A 13,467-nucleotide genomic window follows, 5' to 3' on the forward strand; every position below is an offset into this window, starting at 1 on the left:
AAAAGGCTATTGATACGCCCTAAAAATTATACTATTGACTTAAAAAAATATGTCATCGTGTCTAAAGTTTATTACTAGAACACAGTGTAATAGTCACTTTTATGATTTCTGGAATTGAACTTTGTATAACAAAGGGTAAAAAAGCATATACATTTAATAAAATATCATGGGTTTGACTAGTAAAATTCAAATAGATTTGTAAGTATTCAGCCAAGCTTACCAACCCTTTAATGGGTTACTCAAATAAAAAAAATCGATTTACATGTGCTTTTGGTCATCTTGCCTAGTATGTTGGAAACCAAGGTTTTCGCCCAGCAAGAAGTAAGCCGTGTGGTTAGAAGCGATACTACCAAGTTAGTACATAAGACTTTGGTTGTTGCAGAAGGAACAAGAAATGAAGTAATCAAGGATGTTGATGGAAACCGCCAAATCCAACTTTTGTGTGGAGAAGGCCATGCCTATGACAGTACACTAGGGCAAATGGTGGAACAAAAGGGGATTACCAATTTTAGTTCGGTTTTAGAAGCTTATTTAAATCGGAGACACATAGGGCTGCCTGATTTACAAGTAGGGCTGTTTTCAAGACCTGAGGTAATACCCGCACGTTTTGTTTATCTAACAGTTGATAGTATATGGAATAGGGATAATTACTATTCTGTCTTAAATAGTTTGGAAGCTACCTCGAACACAAACCATGTTCGCAGATATATAGATAACGATACCTCTTGGTCTAAACCATGAGTATTGCAAGGCTTCTTCAAGCCCTAGTAATTACAATATGGATAATTGGAAATATTCAATACCATTGTTTTAGTAGTAGTTGAGTGAGTTAGTCATGGAATTACCCAGGGAAACTTGGGTGATTTCATTTTAAAATTTAGCTGTTTGTGCATTGTAGATTGCCTTTATAGATTCTTAGCATAATTGATACAAATACCAAATTGCATCACTTAGCTTTACATAATATGATACTGTAATAAATTAGGAATAATTTCATGTTACGATACTTTTTTTTGTACCTAATTGAAGTTTTGGTTAATGCGCTAGGGAAGAAGGTTAGCCAATTGCCAAAGAAAGCGGTTCCGTTGTATAAGAAGGTCGATATGTTCGATAAATTAATGTTAAGAAACCATTGGAACGAAGGGGTTATAATGCAACATGTAATTTTCCACCGGTAGGCTTGGTTCGGCCAATCATGAGTTCACAGGCCGATTGTTTGGATTCAACTTCAGAGATGCTTGCGGCCTATCCCTATAAGTATGTTATTACCAAAGATTGAAAGGGTAGGTATATTACAAATCAAATTTTTGATGCAATACTCAAACTGGAAAAAGTTACGGGAGTTGAAGGTCTAATGGCATAAGTTTTAACCAAAACGGATAAACCTAATTGGCACGAAAAGGTTTTTTTGTATGATGAATGGCATCTATCGCTAAACCCGAAAGTACCTATGGATGGTTTGACATGGCGGGTGGTGTTTGGGGATGGACGGCCGATTGGTATCAACCCGATATGGTCAATACAACACCAATGAAAGCGTATGGTGAAAAATATAAAGCAATGCGTGGCGGTTCTAATTTTAATAACCATTCCTTTATTTGCACTTCGCAACGCTACTATCTTTCACCGGTAGATTTAAGGGCCAATCCGGTAGGGTTCCGATGTGTTAAAAATGTTTTTACAAATTAAATTTCATATAATGCAAGCGATGTCTAAATTCAACATACGGATGAAAGAAATAGGAATTATATTTTTTTGTTTGGTTATCACATCATGTTCGGATTCTGAAAAAAAGAATCTAAGTGTTGACTTAGCACCTGCCACTATTTTGTACTCACCATCCCTCAAAGAGGATACTCAGGAAATTGCCAACATCATATTAAAAGAAGAAATAGTAAAAAGAACGGGTATTACTTTGGAGAAAGAAAGTTCTTGGGAAAATAGAACAGTTTTGGCGCTGGTGCTGTCTAAGGATAGTGAATTGTTTGGTTCAGCAGTTCCTAAACGCGCAGAAACTAATCCTGAATATCAAAAGGAAGGGTATCGATTGGTTCATGAAACTAAAGATGGGATGGATATTCTTTGGATTATAGGTGCCGATAAAAGGGGGCTTTTATATGGAATTGGTAAATTGCTGCGTACCGCTACCATGGGTAATGGTACGATTGAGCTACCCAACACTGTTGACATTTCAGAATCTCCGGAATACGCCATAAGAGGCCATCAATTTGGATACCGAAATACGGCAAATTCATGGGATTCGTGGACCGTTGACCAGTTTGATCAGCATTTTAGGGAACAAGTACTTTTTGGTGCCAACAGTTTTGAGAACATTCCGTTTCAAGATGCTACTTCAAGTGTGCACTTTAAAGTGCATCCTCAGAAAATGGAAGTTGAATTAAGTAAAATTTGCGATAAATATGACGCGGATTACTGGGTGTGGACTCCCGCTCCACGTAATCTTACCCTGAAAAATGCACATCTGAAAGGTCTCGCCACTCAGGAAGCCTTTTATCAACGCTGTCCTAGATTGGACGGGGTTTTCGTTCCTGGAGGAGACCCAGGGGAAAACCATCCATCGGTACTAATCCCCTATTTAGAGGATTTATCTGTGCTTTTAAAAAAATACCATCCCAATGCCGGTATTTGGGTATCCCTTCAAGGCTTTAACGAAGAAAAGATAGCCTATTTTTTTAAGTACCTAGAAAATAATAGTCCAGATTGGCTAAAGGGTATGGTCTATGGGCCTAGTAGTCCTCCTATAAAGCTTGAAAGGGAACTTTTGCCTAAAAAATACATGCATCGTTTTTATCCTGATATTACCCACACGGTACGTTGCGACTATCCGGTTGAAAAATGGGATCAAGCTTTTGCTTTGACCTTAGGTAGGGAACCTTGCAATCCATTACCAATGCAATACGCGAAAATTTTTAATAAACATGCAATGTATACGGATGGATTTATTTCATATTCCGATGGTTCACATGACGATGTAAACAAAGTGGTCTGGAATCAATTAGGGTGGAATTCTAAAAGGAACGTTGAGGAGGTTATGTTTGAATATGGCAGATTCTTTTTTGGTTCCAAAGTGGCCGAGGAATCTGCGGAAGCTATCCTAGCCTTGGAGGAAAACTGGGTTGGTCCTTTATTGAGCAATGAACAAGTCCCAAAAACACTGAAACTATGGAAAAAATTGGAAGTGGAAAATCCGCTGCTGGCAGATAATTGGAGATGGCAACAGCTGGTAATGCGTGCCTATTATGATGCCTATACTCAAGACCGCCTCACCTATGAAAAAAAGCTCGAAACGGATGCCTATTCTATTTTAGCAGAAGCAGAAACACTAGGAGCCGATATGGCCATGCATCAGGCATTGGAGTTAATTCAGAAGGCGGACAAGGAGTTTGTCTCCCAGGAATTAAAGCAAAAGGTTTTTGAGTATGCAGATGCGCTTTTTAAATCTGTAGGAGCACAAACTAGTGTAGGAAAATATCAGGCAAGTGGGGCTGAGCGTGGAGCCATTCTAGATTTTATCGATTATCCTCTGAATAATAGATGGTGGTTGGAAGATGAGTTTAAGAAGCTAAATGAAACGAAATCGGAGAAGGATAAATTGGTAAAACTTGAGTTTATTAGAACTTATGAATATCCGGGCGAAGGAAGTTTTTATGATAATATTTCAAGTGCCGATGCACAACATGTAACTTCAGAGACTCAAGATGCTATAGACTATTTATGGGAAAATAATGGCCTTAGTAGAAAACGGCTATCTACCCAATTATTTCAGTTTACACCCACTTTGGAATATGATACGTTAGACCCTAACGCCAATTATCTCATTCGGGTTACAGGTTATGGCGAAGCACTTTTACGTGCCAATGGTGAGCGATTGAAACCGACCAAATATGAAAAGGGATTTGAGGAATTCAAAGAGTTTCCGCTCTCAAAGGATTTGATCAAAGACGGTAAACTTAAAATTACATTTGATCAACCGGACGAAGAACATTTAAACTGGAGAAAACAATCCCGAGTTACTGATGTTTGGGTATTAAGACAATAATTGCCTTTACAGCTCAATTACAAAAATTTGTTTGGCAGTCTCGCCTTTTTCGTTGGTTAGGGTGCGATTGAAAGCTATTTTATGGCCGTCATGTGACCAAACCAAATTACTTGGTGGGTCGGGTGAAGGGGCGGTTAATATGGATTCTTGGTTTTTTCCAATTTCTTTGTATACCACAGCATCCTTCCATACGTAACAGATGTGATATTTGCTTGGATGCCATCTAACTCCACTTTGAACATCGGTGCTATGAAACGTCTGTTGTATGGGTTTTCCTCCGTTAGGCGAAACCGTAAAGACTTGTTTTACTTTATTTTCGTCATACGCTAAGAACGCCAGTAAACTACCGTCATATGAGGAGCGTACTATTCCTTCACAGCCGGGATATTTAGTGGTATCGGTATGTGTTAATCTACGTTGGGTCGTGCCCTTAGGTGGCGCAGGCAGCCTAGTTTCGGTTCCTTTAATAGGATATTTGATATTAGGGATGGTAATATCTTCGGGAATATCAACGATATAAACTTCGTCGATATTTTTTCCTTCATTGTTCTTAATGCTTCCAATAAAGGCCCTAGCTCTTTGTTGACTGCCATCAGACTTTTTATACCCTGTATTTCCGACCCAACTATCGCCTGTGGCACGGCTAATTTCATCACTATTCGGAATTGGATTTGGCACCACCGATACCACCAATGCACTAAACCACTCGCCTGAGAAATTCTCTCCCTGATTCGCATCTACGACGGTCACTTTTTGACCTTTTTTTGATACGCCAATTGTTCTTAAATTATAATGGATACCGGTGGAGTCTTCCAATTTTTTCATCAAGGCATCATTATAGGTGAAACCAATCCATGCACCATCACCACTCCATTCATGCCTATGCGTACCGCCTCTAAGAGCCCCAAGCGTAAAGGGAAAAGAAATATCCCGCGCATCCATAAAAATAGGTTCGCTAGGAGAGGAGTCTTCAACAATTACCCCGGTTCTTCGCCATTGCTCATATGGAGCATCCGCAGAACAATTCAAAAGACCGTGAATAAAAGCGACCTTATTTTCGGTAGGACTATAACTTACGGCGCCTACACCAGGCCCGTATTTAGTGTTCGTTGGAAGCGCATACAAAACCACCGTCTCACCAGTTTGGATATTTACTTTTTCAATTATTCCATTTGCGCTTATGCTATCTCGGTGGGTTCGCGTGTCATAAACAAGCCATTTATCATCCGGCGAAAAATTATCATTATTGTCCAAATCGTGATTATAGGAGAAATCATCTGTAATTTGATTTTCCTCTTTAAATTGTTTGCACTCACAGGCACTTAATAGCATTGTCATACTGGTAATTAAAGGTAATATATACCAATTAGGCCCCTTGAATTCTAAAAATATGCCGGCCAATCTATACATCTGGTTTAGTTAGGGTGTATTATGTGCTCCATTGGTTCACTAATTATGCCCAAATACCTACCCATCCAATACGGTAACAACCAAATATCACCTGCCGAATATTCTTGACCTCCATCATTTCCAATTTTATCCAATCTAAACATATTTGCATTATGCCGTTGCACGGGCCTTTCATCGGCAGGTAAAACTTCCGATATTGTTTGCTCTCTAAAGTTTGGGGAAATGAAATGAATATCTTTCCGATGACTATTTTTAATATCCCAGGTGACCAAGTCCATGGGATGTTCCCTGAGATACCATGCGGCTTCTTCGAGGTCGAATTCCGGTGTTCCCGTGAGTGCAGTCATGATATTCCAGGCACCCTCTTTTTCAGGTCGTTCAATATCCCAATGATCAATTATAGCCTCTTTATATTTGGCTTTTAAACTGTCGTTAAAGGCGTATCTGTACAAGCCCCAATATCCAACAAAATACATTTCATCGTCAGAATGGTTCCAAGATTCGGATAACATCTTACTCCAGTCATCTGAACCTTCGGGAGCAGGTGCAATATCTTTCATGGGCCACATTAGGTTGTCAAGATACCCATGATTTTCCATAAGATCAAAAGCTTTCTCTTTATATTTTTCTTTACCGGTAAAATGATAAGCGGTTTGAAGCATGGCGATGATATTAGATGAGTTTATTTTCCTATCACCTACCATTCTTGGCCTGGCATTTACATATTCAGGGTTCCATTTACCCCAAGTGGTCGGTTTTCCATCAAAATCTATCATATACATGTCATTGCGGACCACATGGCTCATTAAGGTATCTATTAGGGTTATGGCGCGGTCTTTCAAATCATTATCCATTAATTCTGCCATCACCCCGTATGCAAATATATGACCAATTGCTTCATCGCTACTTGTGGTCGCTTTCCAGTCCCATTCGGAATCTTCTGAATGTTGCCATCTATCTGGATCATTTAAAACATCAATATACCCACTTCGCTCAAACGACCGCGAAGGAAATCCGGGAATAGGGTTTATACTGAACAACCGTTCCATGGCGTCCATCGATTCCCTACAATTTTGCAATGCATCTTCGGATTTAGTAACGGAATAGCGAAAAACTTCCCCCGCTAAATACATGGTGGTCCAAAGACCGTCATTGTCAGAATCTGATAATCGCCCAGAATCAATATTTCCATTATCGAGATCGGTTAGACTGGCGTTGAACCCCAATCTAATATGCCTGTTCCGTACTTGTTGTTCGTAATAATTAGCTTTGTCAAACAAAGTCATCTCCTCAAAAACTAGTTTTCCAAGTCCCGTATCCGTTAGTACCAAAACAGAGCCGTCATCCCCTTTTGAAATTTGTTTTACATGGTTTCCTGGCAGCCAACGTTTGCCATAATAATAATCAAATTTACCATCCTCCTTAAGTTTAAATGCTCCTTGGGCCGATCCGAACCAAAGCTCGCCGTCAAGGACTTTTATTGTCGTGAGTTCATTTACTGGCAATTTATCATGCAGCACGCCTATTTGCTTTCCAGTTTGGGAGTCTATCTCTAAATAACCATTATTTCTTCCGATGACGAGTTTGTTTTCTGACACGGTAAAGCAGGTCATTTCTTGGTCGTTGTAAAAGGTTTTGAATGTTTTGTTTACAGTGTTAAAGCTATAAATACTGTGCTGCCCTAAAATGAAAAATACGTTTTGTGATTCATCATACTGTATATCAATCACGCTATCCTCGGAAATGGCAATTTGCCATGGCTCCTTATCTTTTGAAAGAAATTCCAATGAATTTCCATCACTGATCAAAAAATTGAAATCGGTTCCAGTGGCGAGAATATTGGCCTTTGGTAAAGTATGTGGAATAAAAAGGCTTCCTGCCCAAGCATTACTAAATACGGCGGTATCATCCAGATAAACGAATTGATTTTTATAAAGTGTTAGATTAGAAATCTTTTTGTTGGTGAGCGGTCTATAGGTTCTGTCCTGAATCAGTTTGCCGGGGTAAAGAAACTGTCCGTCATGGGCGCTTAACAGTCCATTTGAAGATATGGTCTGGATAACGTTGTTCCGGTCCATGAAGCTTTTTGTTAAGGAAACGGATTCTTGAGTCACAAAATATTTGATGCTATAATTCTGTGTATAGGGTATATCTTTATAAACAGGCATCGCCATAACCGCATCTTTTTCGCTGGTAGGATTAGTACAAGCAATACATACCAAGAATAATAGGGACATACAGCATTGGTTTCGTTTTTTCATAGGATAATGGTCGTTTTGAATTCTTGTTTTAATTCTCGCTTTGGCACAGGTATGGCAATCGTTAAGCAAAACAAAATAAACATTTTTCAATAATCTAAACTTCTTATATGTTAGATGGTTTGCATGGTATTTTGCCCTGAAAGGCTTTTGCGGTTAAAGTTTTATCATTTTAAGACAGCATTCTATAGGTTGGGAGGCTAAAACAAATAAAGTGAAACGTTTTATATTCGTTTACGAAGTATGCAAATAGGGAAAATAGAAGCAGAAATTATATACACAACACTTGATTATACTTGTGATAGGTGGTTATATGCGATGAAAAATATCTGAACGCTATTTTAAATGAATTTTGAACCTTTCTTATTTGATGGTATTTTCCAAAACAATGACCGACGGACTTTCTGTTAGCCATTTTTTACTCAGTCCCGTAGTGTCGCCTTTTGCCAAGAAGTAAACAAAAGACCCTAAAGCAATATCAACATCCCCGTCACCATCTACATCGCCAACATCCATAACAATCCATCTTCCTTTTGTGGCTTGGGGAAAAGAACTGGCTTCAAACATTAGGTTGCCTTTATTCTCTAGATAAACAAAGCTTTCTTCTGGATATTGAACATAATCCGGAAAAAATGAAATGGAGGCAATATCCAAATCACCATCAAGGTCATAATCTCTGGGAATGGCTTTATACGCGCCATTTTGTTGATAAAAATAGGCCTGGGTGAAATTGAGATTTCTGTCATTTAGAAAGATATAAATACCATGGTAATTCTTTAAAATTGGTGTTTTGTCCGCATTATCACCACATACATATAGGATATCATCATAACCGTCATTATTAAAATCGGCCAATTCTATATACTGGCTTCCGTTAAGTGGTGAAAATGTTAGCAAACTCTTTTCCGAGAATGTGCTATCGCCATTGTTTTCATAATAAAAAACTCCTTCTTGGCCTTGAGCCATTAACACAAAAATATCGTTAAGGCCATCATTGTTATAGTCTTTTATAATGGCGGTAATGGCACCAGGCTTATTTCTTAATTCTTTTGCAACGTATTTGTTGGAACCTTGATTTTCATACCAAACCAACTTACCCGTTAGATTACCATATTCACATGCAATAATATCATCTTTTCCATCATTGTTCAAATCGCCATAAGCCATAGCAACAGGTCGCTGTAGCTTATTTAGAATAGGGGTAGAGCCTATTTGATTTTGCGCAAGGGCATTAGGTAAGATCTTTTGTACCATGCCGTTGGACAGGTCATTGGGGAACATATTTTTACCAATGGTTGTCAGATAAACAGTATCTGAATTTTCATAATAATGAATTGGTGTATTATTGAGGGCTATATTTTTTTTCAAATTGAGATTAGGATCGATAAAAGTCAAGACATTGTTGTTTTGTTTGCTATCACTAAAAACGATGCCTTTATTCTGTTCGAGTATTTTAACCATTGTAGTTAAGGGAGGGCGATGTGTAACAGAAACCTCTTTATAGTCGAAATGCTTTAGGCCTATTTCTATTTCATGACTTCTTTGGCGTATTGGAAAACTATCAATGGCATTTTCTAAATAATAATCTACTAACTTCATCCAATCTGCTCTAGCTATAAGAGGTTCTTCCGGAAAGATATTCGCATTTTTAATTATCGCTCTGTTTTCAGGAGATCCAAAAATGCTATCTGGCTGTTTTCCGCCGTTGTATATACCCAATCTGTTGCCCATTGCCGGAAGTATGTCGGCCTCCCAAATAGTTTTGGATAGATCGGAGGGAGGGGTAAAAGCATGGCATTGCGCACAATGAATCTTGGCTAATTCCATTCCGGAAAGGCCTGAGGCCGGTACATCTTCTACCGCAGGCTTTTTTGGTTCATTTTTTCCTGTACATGAAAAAAATAGACAAATAAATAGACACACTGGAATAAGTTTCTTCATTTATCCAAACTTTGATTATACCAACCACAAACGTAGGTATAATCCTTTATTTTATCCCATAAAGTGGTCCATAAGCTTTGCATGCCCTATAATCTTGTCCCTCTTTATCGGAGCCAAAAGACGACCATAATGCCGGTCTAAAAACAGCACTTTCATCTACATTATGCATATTCACAGGGATTCTTAGCATGGAAGCCAAAGAAATGAGATCGGCACCGATATGACCATAGCTTATGGCACCATGATTGGCACCCCAATTTGCCATAACGGTATATACATCTTTAAAAGCACCTTTGCCCGTGGTAATGGGCGCAAACCAAGTAGTAGGCCAAGTAGGGTTGGTTCTTTCGTCCAAGGTTTTATGTACGTCCTCCTCCAAAACTACGGTCCAACCTTCTGCTATTTGTAGTACCGGCCCAACACCTTTGACCAAGTTAATACGGCACATGGTAACTGGCATTTCTCCATCGGTCTTAAACTGGGAAGAATAGCCTCCGCCTCTAAAGTATTCCTTAACGGCTTGTGGCCATAAGGTTGCATCCAAACACTTTTGGGCTTCTCCTTCGGTAATTTCCCAAAAGGGTTTCATTATAGGCCGTCCGGCTGCAGTTTGTTGCTGAGCAGTGGCATCTAATGTGGTAGACCCTGAATTGATCAAATGGATAATACCGTGCTTTGCCTTTCCTTTCAGCTCCTTTCCGGTTACCCTCCTTACAGATTCTGGGCTCCAATAGGTTCTCACATCTGAGAAAATTTGGGCCGTATTGGTCAGCAAATGTCCAAGAAGCATGGATACGCCATTTAAACTGTCATTTTCCGTGGCCACCATAAAGGCTTGTCGTATGCCGTTCCAATCAAAAGAGGAGTTTAATATGGCTTCGGGGAAATCTCCATTGGGCATATGGTCTGTCCATTGACGTTGCCCTTGAAAACCTGCGGCAATAGCATTTCTTCCAAAAGCTTCCTCACCATAGCCCATTTCCTTTAATTTCGGATTTCCGACCATAAGGTCACGGATGATCAAGGTCATCTTAACGACCGTTTCCCACTCCCATTCCTTTCTCTTTTTATCTCCTTTTAGCTCATCTATGTTGTAATCTTTTCCCTCTTTGCAATTTTCATAGGTCCATTTCAAGGCTTTTTGGTATTCTTCGCGGTCATAGATTTGTTCTTCGATTCTTCTTGTAACCTCGGTTTGGTCCACAAATTCGGTTCGCATACCTAAATAATCGTGAAAGAAATTTTGGTCTACCATAGAGCCTACAATACCCATGGAGGAATATCCTAGCGACAGATACGACTTGCCTTTCATTTGGGCAACCGCCAGACCTGCTTTTACAAAGCGGAGTATTTTTTCTTTCACGTCTTCGTGAATCTCAGTATCTCCGGTATCTTGTACTTCACGACCGTAGATGCTGAACGCGGGCAATCCTTTTTGGGCGTACCCTGCCAAGGCCGCTGCAAGATAAACGGCACCAGGCCGCTCGGTTCCATTAAAGCCCCAAATGGCCTTTATGGTATTTGGATTAGCGTCCATGACCTCTGTGCCATAACACCAGGCGGGTGTAACGGTCAAAGAGACTGAAACGCCTTCACGTTCAAATTTATCGGCACACAGAGCGGCTTCTGCGACTCCACCGATATTGGTGTCGGCTAGTACACATTCGACTTTTTCGCCACTCGGAAATCTTAAATTTTCTTCTATGAGCTTCGCTGCATTTTTTGCCATTTCCATGCATTGTGCTTCAAGGGATTCTCTAACTCCTCTTTCACGACCATCGATTACCGGTCTAATACCTACTTTTGGCAATCTGCCTATTAATCTGTTGCTCATTTTTCAGCTGTTTTATTTTTTATTTGAATCAGATTTTTCATGACCCCAAACATTTCTATTTTAGTTCCTTCAATGCCAAAAGCATCATGTAATTTTTTATAGAGAGCGTATAGTTTATTATAAGTTTGAACATTTTCTGCGATTGGTTCGTATACCTTTTCCAATATTTTACAACTTCTATCCTGTAGCGTTTTAAAGGAAATAGGCTTGCCTTCTGCTATACAAGCTGCATGGGCACCAATTATCGCTGCACCTAATGCGACTGTTTCGTTAGAAGCGGCAATCTTCATCGGTTTGTTGATGACATCTGCATAAATTTGCATAAAAAAGGCATTCTTGTGGGTGATTCCACCGCAATTTACAATCTCATGGATTACAACACCTTGCCTTTCCATGTCCTCTACGATTGTTCTTGCACCGAAGGCCGTACTTTCTATTAGCGCTCTATAGATTTCATAATCCTTGGTTTGCAGACTTTGGCCTAGAAGAAGACCAGATAACATAGGGTCTGAAAGGATCGAGCGATTGCCATTATTCCAATCCAGCACGATTAATCCACTTGAACCTACCTTTAATTTTTCAGCTTCTTGGGTAAGTTCACGATGCGATTGTTTGTTTTTTAGCACGACCTTGATAAACCAGTCGAGTATGTCACCAACGGCACTTTGACCAGCTTCTACACCATAATATCCCGGCAAAACAGATTCTGCCGCGACACTAGCCACTCCTTGAATGTCTGATTTACCTGAATGTAGATTAGCCAAAACGAGGTCACAGGTCGAGGTTCCGATAATTTTGACTAGACTTCCATCCTTTATTCCAGAGCCGATCGCCCCCGCATGGGCATCTAAAATCCCCATGGCAACAGGAATTCCCTCTGGCATTCCAAACTCCTCCGCCCATTTTTTAGATAAGGTACCGCACGTTTCTGCTACAGAAAAGGTCTGTTCAGGTAAGGTTTGTAAAATTCTTAATAGATCTGGATGCAATTTTTTTATAAATTCTTTATCGGGGAAACCGCCCCACTCTTCATTGTAGAGTCCCTTATGACCAGCTGCGCAGATATTGCGTTTTACGGTTAGGGCATCGGTACATCCAGTTAATATTGCTGGTATAAAATCACTAAACTCTAACCAAGTGTAGGCGGCATCAAAGACCTCCTTGTCCGTATTTCTGCATTTTAGGATTTTGGCCCAAAACCATTCGGACGAATATGCGCCTCCAATTTTATCAAGATACAGAGGCCGGTTTTCAATACTGGTTTTTGTAATGAATTCGGCCTCGGCGTGCGAACAGTGGTCTTTCCACATCCAAGCATAAGCATTGACGTTGTTCCGAAATTCGTTCAAGTCCGATAATGGTATCATCTCCTTGGTAACAGGCAAAGGGGTAGATCCTGTAGCATCTACACCAATTCCGGAAACAGAGCTCATTTCTATACCTAAAGCTTTGTTTTGTAACATAGTATTTTTTAATGCCTTTTTCATTGAAATGACATAATCTGCCGGTTTTTGCCGAGCCAATAAACTATTATCTTTCGATAGGAAAACACCATTTTCTCCCTCTTCGTAAGTTTGCTCTACCGTATTCAGTACTTTTCCGGTTCTCAGATGCATGGTTAAGACCCTAACGGACGTAGAGCCAAAATCTAGTCCTATAACGATCTTGTTTTGTGTCATCAATAATAAATATTACAAAAATTTAAAAATAGTAGCTGTTGGAATATGAACTGAATACACAAATTTAAATCGAAAAAAATATAGCTAAGGTTAAAATAACATCTGTTTGCAATAAAATACTTTCATAGCCTCTTTGAAGAAAATAATATATTTGAGATGCGCGTTTTTTTGTTTTTTTAATACGCCAATCAAGGGCTCATTCCCCCCTTATTGTGAATACAAAACGTCACATGCGAACTAGCTTTTTAAGCAGCATCACAAGTACTTGCACGGAAGTAAAAATAT

8 protein-coding genes are annotated in these 13,467 nt (G+C 39.5%); 3 read left to right on the forward strand and 5 right to left on the reverse strand.

Annotation, left to right across the window (positions count from 1 at the left end; genetic code table 11):
* Window positions 1–264 precede the first annotated feature (264 nt).
* The 3 genes from Q360_RS0101110 to Q360_RS0101130 all read left to right on the forward strand — a co-directional run bounded on the left by Q360_RS0101110 (window position 265) and on the right by Q360_RS0101130 (window position 4,060).
* Window positions 265–741, forward strand: a complete 477-nt coding sequence (locus Q360_RS0101110; protein WP_156949967.1) for a hypothetical protein — start codon at window positions 265–267, stop codon at window positions 739–741.
* A gap of 678 nt (window positions 742–1,419) precedes the next feature.
* A complete protein-coding gene (locus tag Q360_RS0101125; protein WP_027075450.1) occupies window positions 1,420–1,689 on the forward strand; it encodes a formylglycine-generating enzyme family protein in 270 nt (89 codons plus the stop codon).
* Window positions 1,690–1,729: 40 nt separating this feature from the next.
* Complete coding sequence (locus tag Q360_RS0101130) at window positions 1,730–4,060, forward strand: hypothetical protein (RefSeq protein WP_156949968.1); 2,331 nt, start codon at window positions 1,730–1,732, stop codon at window positions 4,058–4,060.
* 6 nt (window positions 4,061–4,066) lie between these two features.
* Here the strand turns inward: Q360_RS0101130 and Q360_RS0101135 are convergent, their stop codons facing one another.
* The 5 genes from Q360_RS0101135 to Q360_RS0101155 form a co-directional block, all read right to left on the reverse strand.
* Window positions 4,067–5,470: a DUF3748 domain-containing protein gene (locus Q360_RS0101135; RefSeq protein ID WP_211251557.1), complete on the reverse strand. Its 1,404-nt coding sequence runs from the start codon at window positions 5,468–5,470 to the stop codon at window positions 4,067–4,069.
* 5 nt (window positions 5,471–5,475) lie between these two features.
* Complete coding sequence (locus tag Q360_RS0101140; protein WP_211251558.1) at window positions 5,476–7,707, reverse strand: ligand-binding sensor domain-containing protein; 2,232 nt, start codon at window positions 7,705–7,707, stop codon at window positions 5,476–5,478.
* Window positions 7,708–8,091: 384 nt separating this feature from the next.
* On the reverse strand, window positions 8,092–9,669 hold the full coding sequence (locus tag Q360_RS0101145; protein WP_027075454.1) for an FG-GAP repeat domain-containing protein: 1,578 nt from the start codon (window positions 9,667–9,669) through the stop codon (window positions 8,092–8,094).
* Window positions 9,670–9,715: 46 nt separating this feature from the next.
* Window positions 9,716–11,503, reverse strand: a complete 1,788-nt coding sequence (locus Q360_RS0101150) for an L-fucose isomerase (protein WP_027075455.1) — start codon at window positions 11,501–11,503, stop codon at window positions 9,716–9,718.
* Complete coding sequence (locus Q360_RS0101155) at window positions 11,500–13,182, reverse strand: ribulokinase (RefSeq protein ID WP_036194723.1); 1,683 nt, start codon at window positions 13,180–13,182, stop codon at window positions 11,500–11,502. Before Q360_RS0101155 ends, Q360_RS0101150 begins: the two co-directional genes overlap by 4 nt.
* Window positions 13,183–13,467 lie beyond the last annotated feature (285 nt).

It is taken from the genome of Maribacter antarcticus DSM 21422 (assembly GCF_000621125.1).
GTDB classification, from domain to species: Bacteria; Bacteroidota; Bacteroidia; order Flavobacteriales; family Flavobacteriaceae; genus Maribacter; species Maribacter antarcticus.

Excerpts from the sequence above, each read along its gene's own strand:
- Q360_RS0101125 (WP_027075450.1), top strand. The coding sequence starts at position 1,420 with ATGGCATCTATCGCTAAACCCGAAAGTACCTATGGATGGTTTGACATG.
- Q360_RS0101130 (WP_156949968.1), top strand. The coding sequence starts at position 1,730 with ATGAAAGAAATAGGAATTATATTTTTTTGTTTGGTTATCACATCATGT.
- Q360_RS0101135 (WP_211251557.1), bottom strand. The coding sequence starts at position 5,470 with ATGTATAGATTGGCCGGCATATTTTTAGAATTCAAGGGGCCTAATTGG.
- Q360_RS0101140 (WP_211251558.1), bottom strand. The coding sequence starts at position 7,707 with ATGTCCCTATTATTCTTGGTATGTATTGCTTGTACTAATCCTACCAGC.
- Q360_RS0101145 (WP_027075454.1), bottom strand. The coding sequence starts at position 9,669 with ATGAAGAAACTTATTCCAGTGTGTCTATTTATTTGTCTATTTTTTTCA.
- Q360_RS0101150 (WP_027075455.1), bottom strand. The coding sequence starts at position 11,503 with ATGAGCAACAGATTAATAGGCAGATTGCCAAAAGTAGGTATTAGACCG.
- Q360_RS0101155 (WP_036194723.1), bottom strand. The coding sequence starts at position 13,182 with ATGACACAAAACAAGATCGTTATAGGACTAGATTTTGGCTCTACGTCC.